Raw genomic sequence first — 23,337 nt, forward strand, 5'->3', positions numbered from 1 at the left:
CGCTAGCTTGAGATTCATGGGTAAGAAACAGCTGAACGTCCGGGTGGACGCCACGACCGCGGAGATGGCCCGGGAACGGGCGGAGCAGCAGGGGATCAGCATGAACCAGTACATCGAGCGCCTGGTCCAGCAGGACATGGGCGAGGCGGGGCGGGCCTTCGTCGACGCCGCCGCCCAGTTCATGAAGGAGTACGAGACGGCCTTCCTGGCCGAGTTCGCGGAGCCGGGCGACCTGAAGGACGTGCGCCGTTGAAGCTGGAGGTCGACCTCTCGTGGCTGCTCATGACCGCCGAGCAGTACACGCCCGGTGACCCGCAGGTCACCGACTACGGGTCGTTGCTCGCGGCCGTCGCCCGGCACCAGGCCGAGATCTTCGACATCGACGTCTACCCCGAACCGCAGGACCGCGCCGCCGCCCTGATGCACCAGCTGATCCGGGTGCCGGCCCTGGAGAAGACCAACGAGCTCTACGCCACCGCCGTCGCCTATGCCTACCTCGTCGCCAGCGGCTGCACCGTCGCCACCACCGCCCGCGAGGTGCGCAGCCTCGCCCGGGCCATCCGGGAGGGGCGGCTCGGCGTGTCCGGGGTCGCCGAACGGCTGGCGGGGTGGGTCGTCGACGAGGCCGAGGGGGAGGGCGTCAGCGGGGCGGAGGACGAGGACGACGACTGACCGGGCGGGCCCATGCCCGGTCGCGTCGTCCTCGTCATCCGTTCAGCAGGGCTCTGGTCGGTGCGCCCGGCGGGTCAGTCGCCGGGCCGCTCCGGGGCCGGCTCGGCGATCAGGGCCGTCGCGAACGGACGGAAGCCCGCCCGGCGGTAGATCCGGGCGACCTCCTCGTCGGCGGCGGACAGGAACACCGTCCGCACGCCGTTCGCCCGCGCGTGCGCGACCAGGGCCGCGGTGACCGCCAGGCCCAGCCCGCGCCGCCGCGCGGCCGGCAGCGTCCCGACCCCGGCCACCTCGGTGACCGCGCCCACCGGATTGTGCTGGCCCGCGCACAGCGCGGAACCGTCCTCCAGCGCGGCGGCCAGCACGGTGGCGCCGTCGGTGATCCGCCGTGCGATCCGCTCCACCGCGCCCTCCGCCACCAACCGCCCTGCGGCCTCGGCCAGTTCGGCCGCACCCACGGCGCCCACGCCGGTGCCGGGCTCGGCGAACGCCAGGTGCGGAACGGCGACCGCCGACGCCAGCTCCGGTGCGTCCGCGCCCAGCACCTCCACCCGCACCTCCTCCGGCAGCTCGGGCGCCGGGGCCGGCTCGTCCTGCGGGCCCAGCACCAGCAGCGGGTGCTCGTGCACCGCGAGCCCGGCCGCCTCCACCGCGGCCCGCAGCTCCGGACTCCGCTCGGCCACCCACTCGAAGGCCTCCGGCTCGCCCAGCTCCCGCTGGCGGGCCAGCACCCGCAGGACGTCCTCGGCGGTGGTGGCGGGGCCGTCGTGGTCGAGCGTGGGGCGGGCGTAGTAGGGCCAGCCCGCGCTCTCGCGGACGAACAGGGTCAGCGGGCCGAAGTCCTCGGCCCGTGCGGCGCTGCGCGGCACCGCGTCGTAGTAGCGCTCGATCGCGTCGAGGAGGGAAGGGTCGGGAGCATGATCAACAGAAGTCACGGCGTGCATCCAAGCAGGGGCGCCGGCGGCCCGCCACCGCTTTGTTCCCGGGCTTCGCGCCGGGGGCGCCAGGGGCGGTGACGGGCGGCGCGGCGCGGGCGCGGGCGCCTGATTGTTGCTGAACGCTTACCGGCTCGCAGTGATCTTGTGCGTATACCGCGTGGCATGCTGATGCCTTGACAGCTCTGCCGAAGGGGGACGGCGGACGTCCGCACTCGGCTCGGCAAGGGGGGAAGACAGGCCCATGAGGCTCTGCTTTCTGGTGGAGGAGCACTACCGGCACGACGGCATGCCGCTCGACGTGGCACGCCAGCTCACCGCGTGGGGGCACCGGGTGGACGTGCTGCGCCCCGGGGACTCACTGATGGCGATCTCCGAGGCGATCCGGGCCGGCAGCCACGACGCCTGGGTGCTCAAGACCGTCTCCGGCGGGCCCGGACTCACCCTGCTGGACGCGGCCGCCGCCGTCGGCCTCACCACCGTCAACGACGTCCGCTCCATCCGCGGCGTCCGCGACAAGGCGCTCGCCTCCGTCATCGCCAGCACCCGCGGCCTGCCCGTCCCCGTCACCTACGCCACCGCCCGCTGGGAACGGCTCGCCGAGATCCCGGCCGCCGAGTACCCGCTCGTCGTCAAGCCCGCCGACGGCAGCTCCGGACGCGCCGTCCGGCTCGTGCCCAGCCCCGACCACCTCCTCGACCTCGGCGCCGAACTCGCCGACGAGGGGCTGTTGATCGCCCAGCCCTACGTGCCCAACTCCGGCACCGACCTCAAGGTGTACTGCGTCGACGGCGAGCTCTTCGCGACGGAACGTTCCTCCCCGCTCCACCCCGGGCAGGGCGTGCGCGAACGGCAGGTCCCGTTGCCCGGGGAGGTCGCGCGGATCGCGGCGCAGGTCGGTGAGGTGTTCGGGCTCGACCTGTACGGCGTCGACGTGCTGCTCGGGCCGGACGGGCCGGTGGTCGTCGACATCAACGACTTCCCGAGCTTCCGCCAGGTGCCGGACGCGGTCGCCAGGGTCGCCCGGGCGGTGCTGCGGCTCGCGCGCAGCGGGACGGCCGTGTCGGCGCCCGCGCCCGCACTGGTGTCGGCGGGTGGTGGCGCGGGGTACGGGCAACTGGGCTTCGGTCGTGGAGAGTTCGGCGGAGCCGGCTTGGGTGGGGCCGGCCTTGACGGGGCCGGCCTGGGCGGGGCGATATGAGGATCGGCCTGATCACCGCCGACCCCGGACACCCGGTGCTCGCGGCGACCGCCGCCCTGCTGGCGGACCGGCACGAGGTGACGATCGTCGACCCTGCCGGCCCGGCGGGGCCGGCGCTCGCCGACGTCTATCTGCTCAAGGCCCACACCCGTCGACCCCTTTCACTCGCACGAGAGTTGGAGCGGCGCGGGGCGCCTGTCATCAACTCGGCCGCGGCCACCGAACTCTGTCAGGACCGGGTGCGGATGGCCGAACTCGCGCGCGCGGCCGACCTGCCCTTCGCGGCCACCCGTGACGCCGGGCGGATCGCCGAACTCGCCGATCCCGACTACCCGTTCGTCGTCAAGAGCCGGCACAGTCGGCGCCACGACCTGGTCGCCCGGGTCGACGGCCCGGCCCGGTTGCGCGAACTCGTCGCGCGTTGGCCCGACGAGCCCGTCGTCACCCAGTCGTTCGTCCCGGGGACCGGCTGGGACCAGAAGCTGTGGGTGATCGACCGGCAGGTGTTCGCCGCCCGGCGGCGGTCCGAACTCGCCGACGGCCAGGGGGAATCGGGGCAGGGGCAGGACTGGGAGCCGCCTGCCGAACGGGCTGCGCTGGCTCTGCGCGTCGGCGAGGTGTTCGGGCTCGACGTCTACGGCGTCGACCTGCTCGACGGGCCCGCCGAACCCGTCATCGTCGACGTCAACGCCTTCCCCGGCATCCGTGGACGGCTGGGCGCGCCGGAGGCGCTCGCCGCCCTCGCCCTGCGCGTCGCGGCGGAGCGCGGGCGCGGGCACGTCGCGCAGGGGCGGGGCCGGTAGGCCGGGTAGCGGGGCCGTCGGACCCGGGGCGGGTTCGGCGGGCCGTCGGGGGCGAGCGGGGTCGTTAGGCTGGTTACTCAGGGCCACCGGGCACCCGGGCCGAACGGCGAGAGAAGACGGAACGTTGCTGCAGGACATCGAGCGCTACCTGGCCTGCCCCCACTGCGCGCAGGCCCTCACCCGGCACGAGCGCGCCCTGCGCTGCCCCGCCGGCCACAGCTTCGACCTCGCCAAGCAGGGCTACGTCAGCCTCCTCGCCGGCGACGCCCACACCGGCACCGGCGACACCGCCGAGATGGTCGCCGCCCGTGCCGACTTCCTCGCCGCCGGCCACTACCGGCCCATCGCCGACGCCCTCGCCGAGGCCGCCGCGGACGCCGACCCCGAAGGCCTCGTCGCCGACCTCGGCGCCGGCACCGGCCACTACCTGGCCCATGTCCTCGACGCCCTGCCCGGCCGCGTCGGGGCCGCCCTCGACATCTCCAAGTTCGCGCTGCGCCGCGCCGCCAAGGCCCACCCCCGGATCGGTGCCGTGGTCTGCGACGCCTGGCGGCCGCTGCCGCTGCGCGACGCCTCCGCCGGGCTGATGCTCAACGTCTTCGCCCCGCGCAACGGGCCCGAGATCCGCCGCGTGCTGCGCCCCGGCGCCACCCTGCTGCTGGTCTCGCCCACCGCCCGCCACCTGCGTGAACTCGTCGGCGCACTGGGCCTGTTGTCGGTCGACGAGGAGAAGCAGCGGCGGATCGACGAGAAGCTCGGACCCTACCTGACCTCCGCCGGCCGGCGGCAGGTCGAGTTCACCCTGCGGCTCGGCCCGGACGACGTGCGCACCGTCGTCGGCATGGGCCCCAGTGCCTGGCACACCGACCCGGACCGCCTGGCCGCCGCGCTCGCGGACCTGCCGGACCCGGTCGAGGTGACCGCCTCCGTGACGGTGGCCGCCTACCGGCGCTGAACGTCGGGCGCGCGCGGGGTGTGGCCGCCACGTTGGGATGAATCTGCTGAGCAGGCACGTTTCTGCCGACCGGCCTGCGGCTAACGTCCGATGGGTGAACCGCGACGCCACCCGGCCCGCCGCGCCGGCCCACCCCCGACCGAGCGCCCCGGGGCCCGATCGGCCATCCGTAACACGTCCCACCGTCGAGGAGCTCCGGCTCACCTCGTTCAAGTCCTACCGGCGCGCGGTCCTGCCGCTCGCGCCCCTCACCGTCCTGCACGGGCCCGCCGGCGTCGGCAAGTCCAACGCCCTCGACGCACTGGCCGTGCTCTCCCGGCTGGCCCTCGGAGAGGAGATCGCCGACTCCTTCGACGGGCTGCCCGACCGCACCGGCCCCCTGGCCAAACCCGTCCGCGGCGGCCTGACCGGGTGCGTCCCGCACGGGCGCGACGCCGTCATCCTCGGCTGCACCGTCCGCTCCCCGCACGGCCGCATCCGGCTCGACGTCGTCGTCCGCACCGACGGCCCGGTGCGGATCGCCCGCGAATCGCTCACCCTGGACGGCCGCACCCTCGTCGACACCGGCGAACAGGACGTCCGCAAGCGGCGCGTCAACGTCTGCTGGCACAACGACACCCGCCAGGGAGACATCCGGGCGCCCTTCCCCAGCGGCACCATGATCACCGCGCAACTGCCGCTCCGGGTGGCCGGCTCCTCCCGGGGCGAACGGCAGGTCCTCGCCGCCACCGAGGACCTGCTCACCGCCCTGCGCGAGGTCTTCCCCGTCCACCCCGTCCCCGCCCTCATGCGCGGCTGGGCCCGACCCGACCCGCAGGCCCGGCTGCGCAGCAACGCCGCCAACATCTCCGCCGTCCTCGCCCGGCTCGGCAACGAGTGCCCGCGCCGCTACGGGCAGCTCCTGCGCGCCGTCCAGTCCGCCGCCCCGCACCCGCTGCTCGGACTCTCCCTCGCCCACCGCGGCAGCGGGCCCGACCAGCGCGTCCTCGCGGTCTTCGACGAAGGCGTCCTCGGACGCACCGGGGCCGACCAGGCCTCCGACGGCATGCTGCGCCACCTCGCGTTCGCCGCGGTGCTGCTCACCGGGGCCGGGGTGCTCGACCTCGACGTGGCCGCCGAGGTGCCGTGGGCGCACCGGCAGCTCACCGTGCTCGCCGAGGACCTCGGCGCCGGGCTCGCCACCGAACAGACCGCCTCACTGCTACGGCTGGCCCGGGACATGTCCGGGCGCAACCAGCTGCGCGTCCTCGCCGCGCTTCAGGAGCCCGCCGCGGCGCGGGAGGCGCTCGGCGTGGCCGAACCGCGGTCGGGCGCGGCCGTGCTGGTCGAGTGCCGGCGCGACCCGGACTCGGGGCACACCGTGCTGCGGCCCGAGACGACCAGGGTGCCGGCCCAGTGCGGGCGCGGGGACGGAGCCGACCCGGGGGCGGACGAGGTGGACGGGTGAGGTAGACCTGGACGGGTGAACGAACGAGTGACGAGGCCGGGGGAACCGGCCGGGCCCACCGGGCCGACCTTGGAGGCCCTGCGGCAGCGGCTGGCGGACTTCGCGGCGGCCCGGCGCTGGGAGCCCTTCCACACGCCGAAGAACCTGGCGGCCGCGCTGAGCGTGGAGGCCGGCGAACTGCTGGAGATCTTCCAGTGGTCGACGCCCGAGCAGGCGGCCGCGGTGATGTCCGATCCGGAGCGGGCCCACCGGGTGCGGGACGAGGTCGCGGACGTCCTCGCGTACCTGGTGCAGTTCTGCACGGTGGTCGGGGTGGATCCGCTGGAGGCCCTCGCGGCCAAGATCGAGCGGAACGAGCTCCGCTTCCCGGTGCCGGACGGACCGGCGGACGCCGACCAGGGCGGGGCGGGTGTCAACCCGGACGTGGACGAATAATCCTTGTGAGGGACGGGAGTTATCCACAGCCCCGGACTTGTCCACAGCTTTCCCGATGACGGATGCGGCCTCGCCGACTTCGCCGCACGCTTTCGCCGTGACCACCTGCCCGCCCCACCGGCGGTGGTGGTCCCACGGCGACAGCGAGCGAAAGGAGTGGCGGCCATGGAGGCGCTGCGACTGATCAAGAGGGCCCGGCACGCCCTGGCCGAGGCCAGACACGTACCGGATGTGCTGGCCGAGGCGCGGCAGGCCGCGCTGCTCACCGAGGCGGTGGGGGCCAGGCTGGCGGAGCTGGACGACGACGAGCTCGCCGGGCTGGGGCAGCAACTGGCCGAGGCCGCGGCGCACGCGGCGGTCTGCCTGGAACGCTCGGTCGTCAGGGCCGCCGTGCTGAGCGGAGGCCGGGCCGGGCGGCTCACCGAACTCGGCGAGCTGGCACCGGCCTTGGGCGCGCTGGACGGGCTGCTGCGGGACGTCGGGGAGACGCTGGTGGTGCTGGCCTGCGGGGCCGACACCGAGAGCCTCTACTGGACGTGCATCGACGGTGTGGACGCGGTGTCGGAGTGCAAGGACCTGGCCGGGCGGCTGCGGAAGGTGGCGGGCAGGTTGGAGGGAGAGGAAGGCGCGGTGCTCGGCGGGGCGCCGGCCGAGCGGGGCTCGCCCTTACTCGTGGTCCGGCTCGACCCGCCGGACGAGGGCGGGCCGACGGGGGAGGGCGGGCCGACGGGGGAGGAGCAGGCGCCGGACTATCGGGTGCCTGGCGTGGCCGGAGCGTCGGAGGAGGAGGTGTCCGTACCGGTGGGATAGGCGGCCGGGCCGTCCTCCCGGATGCCGGGGGACTGTAACTCGGCGAGATCCGCGGACACCGAGGCGAGCAGTTCGTGCAACTGTTCCAGCAGGCTCTTCTGCGCGGCGGGCCCGGACGAGGTGCCGGCGGCCGAGCCCGCCGGGCTGCTCGGGAGCTGCGGCGTGGCAGTTGGTTCGGTCATGACGGGACCTCTTCGGATCGGTAGTGCGGCGTGAAGCGGCCGACGGTGGCTCGGCCCGCGCAGCGGGGGTGCCTGATGCCTGGCCACCGAGGCACACGCCCCCGCCGCAGCAACCAACGAACCGCTCCGGCGGCCGGTCACCGCGCGCCACCCGATGTGGTCCAACTCCGTTACGCCGTAAGCCTCCCGGGTGATCCCGGCTTGCCGCCGCGAAGCGGCCTGGGCTAGGCGCGCGACGAGACACTCCCGGCTTGCTCGGCGCCGAGCAAGCCGGGAACCCGAGCAAGCCGGGTGCCCGAGCAAGCCGGGACAGGGCCAAGGCTTCGGGCGAGGGGAAGGAGGGGAGGGAGGGGGAGGGGGGAGGGGGCCCGCACGCCCGCCGAAAGCCGCAGAACGCACTCGGGGTCCGGAGCCCGAGTCGGCTCCGAACCCCGATGGTGTGGTCCCGCAGGTCAGTTGTGGGCGTGCAGGTCGGCGTTGAGGCCGCCCCAGGAGCCGGAGCGGGCGATGACCTCGACGGCGCCGGTCTGCGAGTTGCGGCGGAACAGCAGGTTGTCCTGGCCGGACAGCTCGACGGCCTTGGCCACGGTGCCGTCCGGGGTGGTGACCCGGGTGCCGGCGGTGACGTAGAGGCCGGCCTCGATGACGCAGTCGCTGCCGAGCGAGATGCCGATGCCGGCGTTGGCGCCGAGCAGGCAGCGCTCGCCGACCGAGACGACCTGCTTGCCGCCGCCGGAGAGGGTGCCCATGATCGAGGCGCCGCCGCCGATGTCGCTGTGGTCGCCGACGACGACGCCCGCGCTGATCCGGCCCTCGACCATGGAGGTGCCGAGGGTGCCGGCGTTGAAGTTGACGAAGCCCTCGTGCATCACGGTGGTGCCGGCGGCCAGGTGGGCGCCGAGGCGGACGCGGTCGGCGTGGGCGATGCGCACACCGGACGGGGCGACGTAGTCGGTCATCCGCGGGAACTTGTCGATGCCGTACACGGCGAGCTGGCCGCCCTGGGCGCGGACCGCGAGGCGGGCCTGCTCGACCGCGTCCACCGGGACGGGGCCGATGCTGGTCCACGCGACATTGGCGAGCAGCCCGAAGACGCCGTCCAGGTTCTGGCCGTGCGGCTTGACCAGGCGGTGGCTGAGCAGGTGCAGGCGCAGGTACACGTCGTGGGTGTCGAGCGGCTTCTCGTCGAGCGAGGCGATGGTGGTGCGCACGGCGACCACCTCGACGCCGCGGCGCGGGTCGGCGCGCAGCGCCTCGGCGGCGCCGGCGCCGAGTTCGGCCTCGGCCTGCTCGGCGGTCAGGCGGACGGTGCCGGCCGGGCCGGGCTCGGCGGCCAGGGCGGGGGCGGGGAACCAGGTGTCGAGGACGGTGCCGTCGGCGGCGATGGTGGCCAGGCCGGCGGCCACGGCCCCGTTCGGGAGGGAGGTCGATTCAGCAGTCACACCGTGCACGTTAACCAATGCGGGGCCCTGCTGCCGAACACGCCCGTCGTACGGACGCGGCCGTCGGTCGGCACGCCCCCGCCGTGCGTACACGGCCACCGACGGGCTGCGGCGGACGGCCGCCGAGCCGGAAAACCCGGTGTTCAGCGGAGGTTTGCTCGGCGATACTCGGGCGGGTGTTCATGTCGATCTCCACCACCGGCAGCGTCGAGGGCCCGGCCACCGATCTCGGCTTCCTGCTGCACAAGCACCCGGGCAAGGTCCAGCGGTTCGCGACGTCGCACGGCGAGGCGCACGTCTTCTACCCCGAGGCGGGCGACGACGTCTGCACGGCGGCGCTGCTGCTGGACGTCGACCCGATCGCGCTGGTCCGCAAGGGCCGGGGCAAGGGGCGCGGCGGTTCGCCGGACTTCGCGCTCGCCCAATACGTCAACGACCGCCCGTACGCGGCGTCCTCGCTGCTCGCGGTGGCGCTGCGGACGGTGTTCCGGTCCGCGATGAAGGGCGCCTGCCCGGCCCGGCCCGGGCTGGCGGACCGGCCGCGCCCGCTGCGGATCACGCTGCCCGCGGTGCCCGCGAACGGCGCGGGCGAGGGCGGTGGCCCGGCGATGGCGGTCCGGCTGTTCGAGCCGCTGGGCTGGCGGGTCGAGGCGGTGGCGCTTCCGCTGGACGAGGCGTTCCCGGAGTGGGGCGAGTCCCGGTACGTGCGGCTCACGCTGGTCTCGGACGCTGTGCGGCTCGCCGACGCGCTCCAGCAGCTGTACGTGCTGCTGCCGGTGCTGGACGGCGCCAAGCACTACTGGGTCGCCCCGGACGAGGTGGACAAGCTGCTCGCCGCCGGCGAGGGCTGGCTGGCCGCCCACCCGGAGCGCGACCTGATCACCCGCCGCTACCTGTCCCGGAGCCGGGCGCTGACCCGGGTGGCGATGGAGCGTCTGGAGCTGGCCCGGCTGGCGGAGGCGGACGACCGGGAGCCCGAGGAGGTCGACAACGCGGTCGACGAGCGGCCGGAGGAGCCGGAGGAGGCCGCCGGGGCGACATCGGAGCCCAGGCCGCCGTCCCTCGCCGGGCAGCGCCGCGCCGCGATCCTCGCCGCCCTGCGGGAGGTGGGCGCGGCCCGCGTCGCCGATCTCGGCTGCGGCCGGGGCGAGTTGATCGGCGAACTGCTGAAGGACGCCCGGTTCACCGAGGTGCTCGGCGTGGACGTGTCGGCGCGGGCCTTGCAGGCGGCGGCCCGCGGACTGCGCCTGGACCGGATGCCGGAGCGGCAGGCGGCCCGGGTGACGCTGGCGCAGGGCGCGCTGACGTACACGGACGCCCGGTTGAAGGGCTTCGACGCGGCGGTGCTGTGCGAGGTGGTCGAGCACCTGGACCTGCCCAGGCTGCCCGCCCTGGAGTACGCGGTGTTCGGCGCGGCCCGGCCGGGGGCGGTGGTCGTCACCACGCCGAACGCCGAGTACAACGTCCGCTGGGAGAGCCTGCCAGCGGGCGCTGTCCGGCACGCCGACCACCGCTTCGAGTGGTCGCGCGCCGAGTTCCGCGCGTGGGCCGAGCGGGTCGCGGCGGTGTTCGGTTACACGGTGGTGCTGCGCCCGGTGGGGCCGGAGGACGGGGAGGTCGGCGCGCCGACCCAGCTGGCCCTGTTCCGCCTCGGCACCAGCCCGACCGAGCAGACCCCGACCGAGCACACCCCGACCGGCGCCACCCGGACCGACCCGGCCGCGACCGAGCACACCCCGACCGACCCGGCGCCCGAAGGAGGCGAATCCCGATGACCGACGAAGCGACCCCGACGTCCGAGCAGCACCAGCACCAGGAGCACGACCAGGGTCAGCCCCAGGACCACCCCGCCCCCCGCCGTCTCCCCGTCACCGACGTCTCCCTCGTCGTCCTGATCGGCACCAGCGGCGCCGGCAAGTCGACCTTCGCCCGCCGCCACTTCCTGCCCACCCAGGTCGTCTCCTCCGACTTCTGCCGCGGCCTGGTCGCCGACGACGAGAACGACCAGTCGGCCTCCGCCGAGGCCTTCGACGTCCTGCACTACATCGTCGGCAAGCGCCTCGCGGCCGGCCGGCTGACCGTCGTGGACGCCACCAACGTCCAGCCCGAGGCACGCCGCCAGCTGGTGCGGATCGCCCGCGAGCACGACGTGCTGTCGATCGCGATCGTGCTGGACGTCCCGCCGGGCGTGTGCGCCGAGCGCAACCGCTCCCGCCCGGACCGCCGGCTGCCGGCCCACGTCGTCCCGCGCCAGCACCGCGAGCTGCGCCGTTCCCTGCGCGGCCTGGAGCGCGAGGGCTTCCGCAAGGTGCACGTGCTGCGCGGCGCGGCCGAGGTGGCGGCGGCCGAGGTGGAGCTGGAGAAGCGCTACAACGACCTGCGTCACCTGACCGGCCCGTTCGACATCGTCGGTGACATCCACGGCTGCCGCTCCGAGCTGGAGACCCTGCTGATCCGCCTCGGCTACACGCTGACCCGGGACGCCGGGGGCCGGCCGGTGGACGCGGTGCCGCCGGCGGGCCGTACCGCCGTGTTCGTCGGGGACCTGGTCGACCGCGGCCCGGACACACCGGGCGTGCTGCGCCTGGTGATGGGCATGGTCGCGGCCGGGCACGCGCTGTGCGTGCCGGGCAACCACGAGAACAAGCTGGGCCGGGCGCTGGACGGCAAGAAGGTCAACGTCGCCTACGGTCTGCAGGAGTCGCTGGATCAGCTGGCCGGCGAGTCCGAGGAGTTCCGGGCCGAGGCGCGGGAGTTCATGCGCGGCCTGGTGAGCCACTACCTGCTGGACGGCGGCGCGCTGGTGGTCTGCCACGCCGGTCTGCCGGAGCGGTACCACGGCCGCAACTCGGGCCGGGTGCGCTCGCACGCGCTGTACGGGGAGACCACCGGCGAGACCGACGAGTACGGCCTGCCGGTGCGCTACCCGTGGGCGGAGGAGTACCGGGGCAAGGCGCTGGTGGTGTACGGCCACACGCCGGTGCCGTCGGCGAGCTTCGTCAACAACACCGTCTGCCTGGACACCGGTTGCGTGTTCGGCGGCACCCTGACGGCGCTGCGCTACCCGGAGCGGGAGCTGGTGAGCGTGCCGGCCGAGCGGGAGTGGTACGCGCCGGTGCGTCCGCTGTCCACGGACGCGCCGGGCGCCCGCGAGGGCCGTCCGCTGGATCTCGCCGACGTGGCGGGCCGCCGGATCGTCGAGACCGGGCTGCACGGGCGGGTCGCCGTTCGGGAGGAGAACGCGGCGGCGGCGCTGGAGGTGATGAGCCGCTTCGCGCTGGACCCGCGGCTGCTGGCGTACCTGCCGCCGACGATGGCGCCGAGCGCCGCCTCCCGCCGGGACGGCTTCCTGGAGCACCCGCAGGAGGCGTTCGCCGCCTACCGCGCGGACGGCGTGCGGCACCTGGTGTGCGAGGAGAAGCACATGGGGTCCCGCGCGGTGGTGCTGGTCGCCCGGGACGACGCGGCGCTGGAGCAGCGCTTCGGCGTGGCCGGTTCGGGCGCGATCTGGACCAGGACGGGCCGGGCGTTCCTCGCCGACGACGGCCTGACCGCGGCCGTGCTGGGCCGGGTGCGGGTGGCCGCCGAGCGCTCGGGGCTGTTCGACGAGCTGGGCACCGGCTGGCTGCTGCTGGACGCCGAGCTGATGCCCTGGTCGCTGAAGGCCGTGGAACTGCTGCGCCGCCAGTACGCGGCGGTCGGCGCGGCGGCGGGCGCCGCCCTGCCGGAGGCGCTGGCGGCCCTGGAGCGGGCGGCCGGTCGCGGGCTGGACCTGGCGGAGCTGACCGCCAAGCAGCGGCGGCGCGCGGCCGACGCGCAGGCGTTCACCGAGGCGTACCGGCGGTACTGCTGGCCGACCGAGGGGCTGTCGGGCGTGCGGCTGGCGCCGTTCCAGGTGCTGGCCGCCGAGGGGGCGAACCTCGCCGTACGCCCGCACGACGAGCACTTGGCCTGGATCGACCGCCTGGTCGCGGCCGACGAAGCGGCGACCGAAGCGGCGACCGAAGCGGCGGCCGAAGCGAGGGCCGAAGCCGCGCTCGCAGCGGCGTCCGTGACGGCGTCCGAAACGGACGGTGACCGGGCACCGGTCCTGCACCGCACCGGCCGCCTCCTGGTGGACACCGAGGACGAGGCCTCGGTGGCGGCCGCCACGGTCTGGTGGGACGAGCTGACGGCGGCGGGCGGCGAGGGCATGGTGGTCAAACCGCTGGCCTCGGTGGTGCGCACGAAGCGGGGCGGGGGCCGTCCGGGCGGGCTGGTGCAGCCGGGGGTGAAGGTGCGCGGCCGGGAGTACCTGCGGATCGTCTACGGCCCGGACTACACCGAGTACCTGGACCGGCTGCGCGAGCGGTCGCTGGGCCACAAGCGCTCGCTGGCGCTGCGCGAGTACGCGTTGGGCCTGGAGGCGCTGGACCGGCTGGCGGCCGGCGAGCCGCTGTGGCGGGTGCACGAGCCGGTGTTCGCGGTGCTCGCGCTGGAGTCCGAGCCGGTCGATCCGCGCCTGTAGGCCGACCGGACGCAGAAGGGGGTCCGCGCCCGTAGGCCGACGGCGTCCAGGAGGTCCGCGCCTGTAGGCCGACCGGGCGTTGAGGGTGCCCGCGGCTGTAGGCCGACCGGGCGTTGAGGGGGAGTCCGCGGCGGGGCTCCCCCTCTCCCACCCCCGCCGTGTATAGAAATTCCGAGCATCGTATAGACTTGCTACTTTCCCGTACGTCCCGTCATCCCAGGAGCCCGGTATGGCCTTCAACCTCCGGAACAGGCACTTCCTCAAGGAGCTCGACTTCACGCCCCAGGAGTTCCGCTTCCTGGTGGACCTCGCCGCCGGGCTCAAGGCGGCCAAGTATGCGGGCACCGAGCAGCCCCGGCTGCGCGGGAAGAACATCGCGCTGATCTTCGAGAAGACCTCCACCCGTACTCGCTGCGCCTTCGAGGTCGCCGCCCACGACCAGGGCGCCACCACCACCTACCTGGACTCGTCCGGTTCGCAGATCGGCCACAAGGAGTCCATCCGGGACACCGCCCGGGTGCTCGGCCGGATGTTCGACGGCATCGAGTACCGCGGCCACGGCCAGGAGATCGTCGAGGAGCTGGCCGCGAATGCCGGCGTCCCGGTCTGGAACGGTCTCACCGACGAGTGGCACCCCACCCAGATGCTGGCCGACGTGCTCACCATGACCGAGCACGGCACCAAGCCGCTGACCGGGACCGCCCTCGCCTACCTCGGCGACGCCCGCTCCAACATGGGCAACTCGCTGCTGGTCACCGGCGCCCTGCTCGGCATGGACGTCCGGATCGTCGCCCCGCGCTCCCTCTGGCCGGCCGAGGATGTCCGGAAGGCGGCCGAGACGCTGGCCGAGGCGACCGGCGCCCGGATCACCCTCACCGAGGACGTGGCCGAGGGCGTGGCCGACGTGGACTTCCTCTACACCGACGTCTGGGTCTCGATGGGCGAGCCCAAGGCGGTCTGGGCCGAGCGGATCGAGTTGCTCAAGCCCTACCAGGTGTCGATGGACACCGTCCGGGCCACCGGCAACCCGGCCGTGAAGTTCCTGCACTGCCTGCCCGCGTTCCACGACCTCGGCACGGTGGTCGGGCGGCAGATGTACGAGGCGACCGGCATGACCGAGCTGGAGTGCACCGACGAGCTGTTCGAGTCGGCGCACTCCGTCGTGTTCGACCAGGCCGAGAACCGCCTGCACACCATCAAGGCGGTCCTGGTCGCCACCCTCGGCTCCTGAAGCAGGAGCTCACTTCTCCAGCTTGACGCAGGCCGCCCGGTCGCCCGCCGCGTGCGGGCCGGCCGGGGTGCCCGCGTGCATCACCAGCGAGCGCGCCTCGCCCGGCCGGGGCTGCCAGGGCACCGAGGCCGTCGCGGTGCCCTCGCCGTGCGCGTCGGTGCGCAGCGCCAGCCGCAGTTCGTTGCGCCCGTTGGCGTACGCGGGGTCGGTGGACGGCTGCACCGGGTCCACGGCGTCCTGGTAGTGCGGTCCGGACGAGGCCGGGTCGGCCCCGCAGGAGCCGGTGTGCAGGTGCACCGGGAACTCGTGGTCGGGGGCGAGCCCGGTGACGGTCATGGTGAGCACCGTCCGCCCCGCGGTGGAGCGGTCGGTGACGATCCGGGTGTGCGCGCCGTACGGCACGAGGTCGTCCGCGTAGCTGACGGCGGTCGGCGGGACGAAGGCCGTCGCGGGGTCGAAGGCGGCCTCGACGACGGAGACGGGCGAGGCGATGGGGGCCCGCGGGGTGACGGGGGCCGGCGAGGCGGCGGCGGGGGCGAGCAGGGCCAGCGGCAGCAGCGCGGCGGCGAGCGGAGTGGACATCAACGGGCCTTCCACGGGCGGGGTGACGGACACCGTGCTCAACGGCGCCGGGCGCCGGCGGACACCCTCGAACGGGCTCGGAGGCGAGCGGGCCGCGCGGGCGCGCCCCCGCTCGTCCCGTCGCCGACCGGCGGTTCCGGTGGTGAGCTGGTGTGAGTCGGTGCTGAGTCGACACTGAGCCGGTGCCGAGCCGGTGGTGGGCCGGCAGCGGTGCGGTTGTCGGCCTCCGCCGCCGGAATGGCCGCTGACCTGCGCTTCTATCGACCCAGGCATGCCTGCGGTGGTGAAGGCGACGGCATGCACTATGGTTTATCTCGACATCGAGATAACTGCCCCATAGGATATATCTCGACATCAAGATACTTGCCGAGCGGAGCTCGCCGGCGATGCGGGCAAGGTAAGCCTAAGTAAGGCTGACCTTACCACCGTGGCGGCCGGATACCGCACGAAGCACCCAGAAGGAGTCAGTCGTGTCCGCGAACAGCTTCGACGCCCGCAGCTCGCTGCAGGTGGGCGACGAGTCGTACGAGATCTTCAAGCTCTCCGCCGTCGAGGGTTCCGAGCGGCTGCCGTACAGCCTCAAGGTGCTGCTGGAGAACCTGCTCCGCACGGAGGACGGCGCGAACATCACCGCCGACCACATCCGCGCGCTCGGCAACTGGGACGCCAGCGCCCAGCCGAGCCAGGAGATCCAGTTCACGCCGGCCCGCGTGATCATGCAGGACTTCACCGGCGTGCCGTGCGTGGTCGACCTCGCCACCATGCGTGAGGCCGTCAAGGAGCTGGGCGGCGACCCGGCCAAGATCAACCCGCTGGCCCCGGCCGAGCTGGTCATCGACCACTCCGTCATCGCCGACAAGTTCGGCACCCCGGACGCCTTCGTCCAGAACGTCGAGATCGAGTACGGCCGCAACAAGGAGCGCTACCAGTTCCTGCGCTGGGGCCAGACCGCCTTCGACGAGTTCAAGGTCGTCCCGCCCGGCACCGGCATCGTCCACCAGGTGAACATCGAGCACCTGGCCCGCACCATCATGGTCCGCGGCGGCCAGGCCTACCCGGACACCTGCGTCGGCACCGACTCGCACACCACCATGGTCAACGGCCTGGGCGTGCTGGGCTGGGGCGTCGGCGGCATCGAGGCCGAGGCCGCCATGCTGGGCCAGCCGGTCTCCATGCTGATCCCGCGCGTGGTCGGCTTCAAGCTCAACGGCCAGCTGCCGGCCGGCACCACCGCCACCGACCTGGTGCTCACCATCACCGAGATGCTGCGCAAGCACGGTGTGGTCGGCAAGTTCGTCGAGTTCTACGGCGAGGGCGTCTCCGCGATCCCGCTGGCCAACCGCGCCACCATCGGCAACATGTCGCCGGAGTTCGGCTCGACCTGCGCGATCTTCCCGATCGACGCCGAGACCATCAACTACCTCAAGCTCACCGGCCGCGACGAGCAGCAGCTCGCCCTGGTCGAGGCGTACGCCAAGGAGCAGGGCCTCTGGCACGACCCGTCGGTCGAGCCGGTCTTCTCCGAGTACCTGGAGCTGGACGTCTCCACCGTCGTCCCGTCGATCTCCGGCCCGAAGCGTCCGCAGGACCGCGTCGTCCTGGCCGAGGCCGCCACCCGGTTCGCCGAGGCGCTGCCGACCTACTCCGCCGAGGCCTCGAAGCCGACCCTCGTCACCGCCCCCGACGGGTCGAAGTACGAGATCGACAACGGCGCGGTCGTGATCGCCTCGATCACCTCCTGCACCAACACCTCCAACCCCTCCGTCATGCTGGGCGCCGCCCTGCTGGCGAAGAAGGCCGTGGAGAAGGGCCTCACGGTCAAGCCGTGGGTCAAGACCACCCTGGCCCCCGGGTCCAAGGTCGTCATGGACTACTACGAGAAGGCCGGCCTGCTCCCGTACATGGAGAAGCTGGGCTTCAACCTGGTCGGCTACGGCTGCGTCACCTGCATCGGCAACTCGGGCCCGCTGCCCGAGGAGGTCTCGGCCGCCGTCAACGAGGCCGACCTGGCGGTCGTCTCGGTGCTCTCCGGCAACCGCAACTTCGAGGGCCGGATCAACCCGGACGTGAAGATGAACTACCTGGCCTCCCCGCCGCTGGTGGTCGCCTACGCCCTGGCCGGCAACATGAACATCGACATCACCCGCGACGCCCTGGGCCAGGACGCCGACGGCAACGACGTCTTCCTCGCCGACATCTGGCCGTCGGAGCGGGAGGTGGCGGACACCGTCGCCGGCTCCATCGACGAGGCGATGTTCGACAAGGGCTACCAGGACGTCTTCGCCGGTGACCACCGCTGGCAGTCGCTCCCGGTCCCGACCGGCAACACCTTCGAGTGGGACGCCGAGTCCACCTACGTGCGCAAGCCCCCGTACTTCGAGGGCATGGCCAAGACCCCGAGCCCGGTGACCGACATCGCCGGCGCCCGCGTCCTGGCCAAGCTGGGCGACTCGGTCACCACCGACCACATCTCCCCGGCCGGCAACATCAAGCCGGGCACCCCGGCGGCGCAGTACCTGACCGCCAACGGTGTCGAGAAGCGCGACTTCAACTCCTACGGCTCGCGCCGCGGCAACCACGAGGTGATGATCCGCGGCACCTTCGCCAACATCCGTCTGCGCAACCAGATCGCGCCGGGCACCGAGGGCGGCTACACCCGCGACTTCACCCAGGCCGACGGCCCGGTGTCGTTCATCTACGACGCCTCGCAGAACTACCAGGCCGCCGGCACCCCGCTGGTCGTCCTGGCCGGCAAGGAGTACGGTTCCGGCTCGTCCCGTGACTGGGCCGCCAAGGGCACCGCGCTGCTGGGCGTCAAGGCCGTCATCGCCGAGTCGTACGAGCGCATCCACCGCTCGAACCTGATCGGCATGGGCGTCCTGCCGCTGCAGTTCCCGGAGGGCCAGACCGCCGAGTCCCTCGGCCTGACCGGCGAGGAGACCTTCTCCTTCACCGGCGTGACCGAGCTCAACGAGGGCCGCACCCCGAAGACCGTCAAGGTCAAGGCCGGTGACAAGGAGTTCGACGCGGTCGTCCGCATCGACACCCCCGGTGAGGCGGACTACTACCGCAACGGCGGCATCCTGCAGTACGTGCTGCGCTCGCTCATCGGCTGAACCGAGTTCTAGTTCGGGGGGCTGAGCGCCCCGGTGGCTGAGAGGCCGGACCGCATCGCGCGGTCCGGCCTCTTTTGCATGCTGCCTCTCCTGAGTCCTGCCCCTTGTGCGGTGTGCCGCGATGGACTAAACCTCTATCCCATCTGGTCCAGACCAATTGACGCTCATTCAGAGAACAGGTCCGGTATGCCCACTCGCGCCTCAGCCCTGCTCGCCGCCGCCACCGTCGCCGCGCTGCTCGCCGTCCCCGCCACCGCCAACGCCGCCGACGGCGGGCACGGCCCGAAGCTGAAGGGCCAGCGGGTCGGCTACTTCACCCAGTGGGGCGCCGACAGCTCCGCCAAGCGCGTCCAGGACTCCGGCCAGGCCGGGAAGCTCACCGTCGTCAACTACGCCTTCGGCAACGTCTCCGCCGACGGCACCTGCTTCGAGAGCAACGACGCCGGCCAGGGCGACGCCCACAACGACTACCAGCGCGCCTTCTCCGCCGCCGACTCGGTCGACGGCGTGGCCGATGCCCCGGGCCAGAAGCTGAAGGGCCACTTCAACCAGCTGCGCAAGCTCAAGGCGAAGAACCCGCAGCTGCGCACGGTCATCTCGCTCGGCGGCTGGAGCTGGTCCAAGTACTTCTCCGACGCGGCCGCCACCGACGCCGCGCGCAAGAAGTTCGTCTCCTCCTGCATCGACCTCTACCTCAAGGGCGACGTGCCGGTCCTGCCCGGCTCCCCGGAGGGCGGCGCCGGCGCGGCCGCGGGCGTCTTCGACGGCATCGACATCGACTGGGAGTACCCGGGCGGCGGCGGGGACGCGGGCAACGTGGTCCGCCCCGAGGACGGGCGCAACTTCACCCTGCTGATGCAGGAGTTCCGGCGCCAGCTCGACGACTTCGGCAAGAAGGGCGGAAAGAAGGGCGACAAGGGCAGGCACTACCTGCTGACCGCCGCCGTCGCCGCCAACGAGACCGTCGCCGACCGGCTCGAACTGCCCGAGCTGAGCGAGTCGGTGGACTGGCTCAACCTGATGACCTACGACCTGCACGGCCCCTGGGAGGGCAAGGGCCCGGCCAACCACCAGGCCAACCTCTACTCCGACCCGGCCGACCCCGACGCCCGCCGGCGCAGCGCCGACACGGCCGTCGACCACTACCAGGAGCGCGGCCTGCCCGCCGAGCAGATCGTGCTCGGTGCCCCGCTGTACGGCCACGGCTGGACGGGCGTCGCGCCCGGCAAGCGCGGCGGCCTCTACCAGAGCGCCACCGCCGCCGCCCCCGACCTCTCCTACCGGGAGGTCAACGCGCTGCCCGGCAAGGTGTACGTGGACCGCGACCACGGCGCGTCCTGGAAGTACGACGGCACCACCTTCTACAGCTACGACACCGCCGAGGTGCTCACCCAGAAGGCGCGGTACGCGCGCTGGAACGACCTGGGCGGCGTGATGGTCTGGTCGCTGGACGGCGACGACGCCCAGGGCAGCGCGATCGCCGCCCTGGACCGCGGCCTGCGCCGCGACTGACGCCCCGACGTGAAGGGGCCCGCCGTGTCCGCACGGCGGGCCCCTTCACGCCTGGGTCAGGCCCGGTCGCAGGCCTGCGCCCGCAGCGCGCGGGCCAGGTCGTCGCGGCACTCCAGGACCAGGCGGCGCAGCGCCGGCGCGGCCTGCGGGTGGCCGTCCAACCAGGCGTCGGCCTCGGCCAGGGTCTGCTCGCTGGTCTGCGCGCGCGGGAAGAACCCGCTGACGATCCGCATCGCGATCTCGATGGTCCGCTCGGCCCAGACCCGTTCCAGCAGCTTGAAGTAGGGCGCCGCGTAGAGCGCGGTCAGGTCGCGGTGGGCGGGCAGCGCGAAGCCCGCGATCTCGGCCTCGACCAGGGCGTTCGGCAGTTCGTCGGAGTCGACCACGGCCGACCAGGCGGCGGCCTTGGCCTCCGCGGTGGGCCGGGCGGCCAGGCACTGGGTGTACTGGCGCTTGCCGCTGGCGGTGTTGTCGGCGGCCAGCTCTCCGGCCAGTTCCTCGTCGCCGGCCTGGCCGGCGGCGGCCAGTGCCAGCCACAGCGACCATCGCAGCTCCTGGTCGACCTCCAGGCCGTCGATCCGGGCGCTGCCGGCCAGCAGGCCGCGGACCAGGCCGAGGTGCTCGGCGCCGCCCGCGGTCTGGGCGAGGAAGCGGGCCCAGGCCAGCTGGTGGTCGCTGCCGGGGACGGCCTCGCGCAGTTCGCGCAGGGCGCCGTCGGCCAGCTGCCGGCCGCCCTCGCCGCGCCAGGCCGGGTCGGCGTACAGGTCGACGGCGGTCTTGGCCTGGGCGTGCAGCGACTGCAGCACGCCGATGTTGCCCTCCTGGCCGGCGAAGCGCAGCACCAGGGCGACGTAGTCGCGGGCCGGCATCAGGCCGTCCCGGGTGAGGTTCCAGACGGCGGACCAGGCGAGTGCCCGGGCCAGCTCGTCGTGGATGTCGCCGAGGCCGGTGCGCAGGGTCTCCAGGGACTCGGAGTCGAAGCGGATCTTGCAGTAGGTGAGGTCGTCGTCGTTGAGCAGCACCAGCGCGGGGCGGGGGCGGCCGGCGGCCTCGGCGACGACGGTGCGGTTGCCGGTGACGTCGAGCTCGAACCGCTCGGTGCGCACCAGGGAGCCGTCGGCGTCCCGGTCGTAGAGGCCGATCGCGATCCGGTGCGGGCGCAGCACCGCCCCGTCCTGGAGGACGGCGAGTTCGGTGATCCGGCCCTCGGCGTCGGTGGTCACCTGCGGGGTGAGCGAGTCGACCCCGGCGGTCTGCAGCCAGGCGGCGGCCCAGGCCTTGAGGTCGCGGCCGCTGGTCTCCTCCAGGACGCCCAGCAGGTCGCCGAGTTCGGTGTTGCCGAAGGCGTGGCGCTTGAAGTAGCGGCGGGCGCCCTCGAAGAAGGCCTCGGAGCCGACGTACGCGACCAGCTGCTTGAGGACGGCGGCGCCCTTGGCGTAGGTGATGCCGTCGAAGTTGAGCTTGGCGTCCTCGAGGTCGCGGATGTCGGCGGTGATCGGGTGGGTGGTGGGGAGCTGGTCCTGCCGGTAGGCCCAGGCCTTGCGCTGGTTGGCGAAGGTGACCCAGGCGGAGGAGTACCGGGTGCGGGCGCCGATCAGGCCGTAGGAGCCCATGAAGTCGGCGAAGGACTCCTTCAGCCACAGGTCGTCCCACCAGCGCATGGTGACCAGGTCGCCGAACCACATGTGCGCCATCTCGTGCAGGATGACGTTGGCGCGGCCCTCGTAGGCGGCGTCGGTGACCTTCGAGCGGAAGACGAACTCCTCGCGGAAGGTGACGCAGCCGGGGTTCTCCATGGCGCCGATGTTGTACTCGGGGACGAACGCCTGGTCGTACTTGCCGAAGGGGTACGGGTAGTCGAACTCCTCGTGGAAGAAGTCGAGTCCGAGCTTGGTGACGCCGAGGATCTCGTCCGCGTCGAAGTACTGGGCGAGGGACTTGCGGCACATCGCGGAGAGCGGGATCTCCAGGGTGGTGCCGTCGGCGAGTTCGCGGCTGTAGTGGTCGCGGGCGACGTGGTAGGGGCCGGCCACGACGGCGGTGAGGTAGCTGGAGATCGGCTGGGTCGGCGCGAACTCCCAGGTGCGGGCGGCGCCTTCCTCGGTGACCTTGTCGTGGACGGCGTTGGACCAGACGTCCCAGGCGGCGGGGGCGGTGACGGTGAAGCCGAACGGGGCCTTCAGGTCGGGCTGTTCGAAGGTCGCGAAGACCCGGCGGGCGTCGGCCGGCTCGTAGTGGGTGTAGAGGTACGTCTCGCCGTCCACCGGGTCGGTGAAGCGGTGCAGGCCCTCGCCGGTGCGGCTGTAGGCGCAGTCCGCCTCGACGGTGAGGACGTTCTCGGCGGCGAGGCCGTCGACGTGCACCCGGGCGCCGTCGTAGGCGGTGGCCGGGTCGATCGCGCGGCCGTTGAGGGTGACGGCGTGGACGGCGGGGGCGAGCAGGTCGAGGAAGGTGTCGGCGCCGGGCCGGGAGCAGCGGAACGTGACGGTGGTGGTGGAGCGGAAGGTGGCGGCCTCCGGATCGGGGGCGGAGGTCACGTCCAGCCGGACCTGGTAGCCCTCCACGGCCAGGATGCTGGCCCGCTGCTGCGCTTCGTCGCGGCTCAGGTTCTTGCCCGGCACGGCGGTACTCCTTTGTCCGGCTCGCACGGTGGTGCGTCTGTGGGTGGTGCGGTCTCGGCGCGCGGTGTGCCGCGCCCCGCAGGGGCATCCTTTCACGCCCTCCCTCGCCGGTACCATTGCACAGGCCGTCCCGGCGGGGCCGGAATCAGCGGCGGCGGGCGGGTGTTGACGCGTGGGGGTGGCACGCCTGCCTGCCTCGTCATCACCTCACGAAGGACGACAGCCGTGACGACTGCCGCTGAGCGCAAGACCGCCGACTTCTGGTTCGACCCGGCCTGCCCGTGGGCGTGGATGACGTCCCGCTGGCTGATCGAGGTGCAGCAGTTGCGTCCGGTGGACGTGAACTGGCACGTGATGAGCCTGTCGGTGCTGAACGAGGACCGCGACCTCCCGGAGAACTACCGCGAGCTGCTGGACAACGCCTGGGGCGCGGTGCGGGTGTGCATCGCGGCCGCCCGGGAGCACGGCGACGAGGTGCTGGGCCGGCTCTACACCGAGCTGGGCCTGCGCTTCCACAACCAGGGCCTGCCGCAGAACCGGGAGACGGTCGAGGCGGCGCTGGTGGCCGCCGGGCTTCCCGTGGGGCTGGCGGACGCGGCCGGCACGGACGCGTACGACGAGGCCCTGCGCGCCTCGCACAAGGAGGGCATCACCCTGGTCGGCGAGGACGTCGGCACCCCGGTGATCGCGGTGGAGGGCGTGGACGGCGAGCGGGTCGCCTTCTTCGGCCCGGTGGTCACCCCGGCCCCGAAGGGCGAGGCCGCGGCCCGGCTCTGGGACGGCACCCTGCTGGTGGCCTCCACCCCGGGCTTCTACGAGATCAAGCGGACCCGTACGGCGGGCCCGTCCTTCGAGTAGCGCGGGGCGCGCGAAGGGCCCGGTACCG

19 protein-coding genes are annotated in these 23,337 nt (G+C 73.2%); 14 read left to right on the forward strand and 5 right to left on the reverse strand.

The features are described from left to right. The first annotated feature begins 16 nt into the window (after nt 1-16). Together AB0P03_RS14610 and AB0P03_RS14615 are read left to right on the forward strand one after the other, a co-directional pair. Entirely contained in the window at nt 17-253 is a 237-nt protein-coding gene (locus tag AB0P03_RS14610) for a toxin-antitoxin system HicB family antitoxin (RefSeq protein WP_063347592.1), read from the forward strand. Further along, nucleotides 250-672, forward strand: a complete 423-nt coding sequence (locus AB0P03_RS14615) for a fic family toxin-antitoxin system, toxin component (RefSeq protein ID WP_350886206.1) — start codon at nt 250-252, stop codon at nt 670-672. The genes AB0P03_RS14610 and AB0P03_RS14615 overlap by 4 nt, the downstream gene beginning before the upstream one ends. Before the next feature lie 74 nt (nt 673-746). Here the strand turns inward: AB0P03_RS14615 and AB0P03_RS14620 are convergent, their stop codons facing one another. After that, on the reverse strand, nt 747-1,607 hold the full coding sequence (locus AB0P03_RS14620; protein WP_363588353.1) for a GNAT family N-acetyltransferase: 861 nt from the start codon (nt 1,605-1,607) through the stop codon (nt 747-749). Nucleotides 1,608-1,851: 244 nt separating this feature from the next. Here AB0P03_RS14620 and AB0P03_RS14625 point away from each other — a divergent pair, with 244 nt between their 5' ends. The 6 genes from AB0P03_RS14625 to AB0P03_RS14650 all read left to right on the forward strand — a co-directional run bounded on the left by AB0P03_RS14625 (nt 1,852) and on the right by AB0P03_RS14650 (nt 7,258). After that, entirely contained in the window at nt 1,852-2,808 is a 957-nt protein-coding gene (locus tag AB0P03_RS14625; protein WP_363629165.1) for an ATP-grasp domain-containing protein, read from the forward strand. Further along, a complete protein-coding gene (locus tag AB0P03_RS14630) occupies nt 2,805-3,611 on the forward strand; it encodes an alpha-L-glutamate ligase (protein WP_363629167.1) in 807 nt (268 codons plus the stop codon). Before AB0P03_RS14625 ends, AB0P03_RS14630 begins: the two co-directional genes overlap by 4 nt. Before the next feature lie 124 nt (nt 3,612-3,735). After that, entirely contained in the window at nt 3,736-4,566 is an 831-nt protein-coding gene (locus tag AB0P03_RS14635) for a putative RNA methyltransferase (protein WP_363629170.1), read from the forward strand. 94 nt (nt 4,567-4,660) lie between these two features. Beyond that, nucleotides 4,661-6,013 (forward strand): ATP-binding protein, encoded by a 1,353-nt coding sequence (locus AB0P03_RS14640; RefSeq protein WP_363629171.1) that lies wholly within the window; start codon nt 4,661-4,663, stop codon nt 6,011-6,013. A gap of 27 nt (nt 6,014-6,040) precedes the next feature. Continuing rightward, nucleotides 6,041-6,448, forward strand: a complete 408-nt coding sequence (locus AB0P03_RS14645; protein WP_363588365.1) for a nucleotide pyrophosphohydrolase — start codon at nt 6,041-6,043, stop codon at nt 6,446-6,448. A 165-nt stretch (nt 6,449-6,613) separates the two neighbouring features. Next, on the forward strand, nt 6,614-7,258 hold the full coding sequence (locus AB0P03_RS14650; protein ID WP_363629173.1) for a DUF6099 family protein: 645 nt from the start codon (nt 6,614-6,616) through the stop codon (nt 7,256-7,258). On the opposite strand, the gene AB0P03_RS14655 is transcribed toward AB0P03_RS14650, so the two are convergent. Both AB0P03_RS14655 and dapD read right to left on the reverse strand, forming a co-directional pair. Then, nucleotides 7,198-7,440, reverse strand: coding sequence for a hypothetical protein (locus tag AB0P03_RS14655; protein WP_363588341.1), 243 nt, complete (start codon nt 7,438-7,440; stop codon nt 7,198-7,200). The two genes, AB0P03_RS14650 and AB0P03_RS14655, sit on opposite strands and share 61 nt — an antisense overlap. 452 nt (nt 7,441-7,892) lie before the next feature. Further along, nucleotides 7,893-8,882, reverse strand: a complete 990-nt coding sequence (gene dapD / locus AB0P03_RS14660; protein ID WP_363588339.1) for a 2,3,4,5-tetrahydropyridine-2,6-dicarboxylate N-succinyltransferase — start codon at nt 8,880-8,882, stop codon at nt 7,893-7,895. A 176-nt stretch (nt 8,883-9,058) separates the two neighbouring features. On the opposite strand from dapD, the gene AB0P03_RS14665 reads away from it, so the two are divergent. From AB0P03_RS14665 to argF, 3 genes are all read left to right on the forward strand, one after another. Beyond that, nucleotides 9,059-10,657 (forward strand): 3' terminal RNA ribose 2'-O-methyltransferase Hen1, encoded by a 1,599-nt coding sequence (locus AB0P03_RS14665; protein ID WP_363629175.1) that lies wholly within the window; start codon nt 9,059-9,061, stop codon nt 10,655-10,657. Then, nucleotides 10,654-13,389 (forward strand): polynucleotide kinase-phosphatase, encoded by a 2,736-nt coding sequence (locus tag AB0P03_RS14670; protein ID WP_363629177.1) that lies wholly within the window; start codon nt 10,654-10,656, stop codon nt 13,387-13,389. The genes AB0P03_RS14665 and AB0P03_RS14670 overlap by 4 nt, the downstream gene beginning before the upstream one ends. A gap of 229 nt (nt 13,390-13,618) precedes the next feature. After that, the gene (argF, locus tag AB0P03_RS14675; protein ID WP_363588333.1) at nt 13,619-14,620 is read left to right on the forward strand and encodes an ornithine carbamoyltransferase; all 1,002 of its coding nucleotides are present in this window, start codon (nt 13,619-13,621) and stop codon (nt 14,618-14,620) included. 9 nt (nt 14,621-14,629) lie between these two features. Here argF and AB0P03_RS14680 read toward each other — a convergent pair whose 3' ends face one another. Next, the gene (locus AB0P03_RS14680) at nt 14,630-15,202 is read right to left on the reverse strand and encodes a superoxide dismutase family protein (RefSeq protein WP_363629178.1); all 573 of its coding nucleotides are present in this window, start codon (nt 15,200-15,202) and stop codon (nt 14,630-14,632) included. Nucleotides 15,203-15,672: 470 nt separating this feature from the next. Here AB0P03_RS14680 and acnA point away from each other — a divergent pair, with 470 nt between their 5' ends. Further along, nucleotides 15,673-18,318, forward strand: coding sequence for an aconitate hydratase AcnA (acnA, locus tag AB0P03_RS14685; RefSeq protein ID WP_363588329.1), 2,646 nt, complete (start codon nt 15,673-15,675; stop codon nt 18,316-18,318). A gap of 186 nt (nt 18,319-18,504) precedes the next feature. After that, a complete protein-coding gene (locus tag AB0P03_RS14690; RefSeq protein WP_363586436.1) occupies nt 18,505-19,830 on the forward strand; it encodes a glycoside hydrolase family 18 protein in 1,326 nt (441 codons plus the stop codon). A gap of 56 nt (nt 19,831-19,886) precedes the next feature. Here the strand turns inward: AB0P03_RS14690 and pepN are convergent, their stop codons facing one another. Beyond that, nucleotides 19,887-22,451, reverse strand: coding sequence for an aminopeptidase N (gene pepN, locus AB0P03_RS14695; RefSeq protein WP_363586435.1), 2,565 nt, complete (start codon nt 22,449-22,451; stop codon nt 19,887-19,889). A gap of 291 nt (nt 22,452-22,742) precedes the next feature. Between pepN and AB0P03_RS14700 the strand changes: the two genes are divergently transcribed. Continuing rightward, complete coding sequence (locus AB0P03_RS14700) at nt 22,743-23,309, forward strand: disulfide bond formation protein DsbA (RefSeq protein WP_363620413.1); 567 nt, start codon at nt 22,743-22,745, stop codon at nt 23,307-23,309. Nucleotides 23,310-23,337 lie beyond the last annotated feature (28 nt).

Origin of the sequence: Kitasatospora sp. NPDC088779, from assembly GCF_040685395.1 — a bacterium.
Taxonomy (GTDB): domain Bacteria; phylum Actinomycetota; class Actinomycetes; order Streptomycetales; family Streptomycetaceae; genus Kitasatospora.

Excerpts from the sequence above, each read along its gene's own strand:
- AB0P03_RS14610 (WP_063347592.1), top strand. The coding sequence starts at position 17 with ATGGGTAAGAAACAGCTGAACGTCCGGGTGGACGCCACGACCGCGGAG.
- AB0P03_RS14625 (WP_363629165.1), top strand. The coding sequence starts at position 1,852 with ATGAGGCTCTGCTTTCTGGTGGAGGAGCACTACCGGCACGACGGCATG.
- AB0P03_RS14630 (WP_363629167.1), top strand. The coding sequence starts at position 2,805 with ATGAGGATCGGCCTGATCACCGCCGACCCCGGACACCCGGTGCTCGCG.
- AB0P03_RS14650 (WP_363629173.1), top strand. The coding sequence starts at position 6,614 with ATGGAGGCGCTGCGACTGATCAAGAGGGCCCGGCACGCCCTGGCCGAG.
- AB0P03_RS14655 (WP_363588341.1), bottom strand. The coding sequence starts at position 7,440 with ATGACCGAACCAACTGCCACGCCGCAGCTCCCGAGCAGCCCGGCGGGC.
- AB0P03_RS14670 (WP_363629177.1), top strand. The coding sequence starts at position 10,654 with ATGACCGACGAAGCGACCCCGACGTCCGAGCAGCACCAGCACCAGGAG.
- argF (WP_363588333.1), top strand. The coding sequence starts at position 13,619 with ATGGCCTTCAACCTCCGGAACAGGCACTTCCTCAAGGAGCTCGACTTC.
- AB0P03_RS14680 (WP_363629178.1), bottom strand. The coding sequence starts at position 15,202 with ATGTCCACTCCGCTCGCCGCCGCGCTGCTGCCGCTGGCCCTGCTCGCC.
- AB0P03_RS14690 (WP_363586436.1), top strand. The coding sequence starts at position 18,505 with ATGCCCACTCGCGCCTCAGCCCTGCTCGCCGCCGCCACCGTCGCCGCG.
- AB0P03_RS14700 (WP_363620413.1), top strand. The coding sequence starts at position 22,743 with ATGACGTCCCGCTGGCTGATCGAGGTGCAGCAGTTGCGTCCGGTGGAC.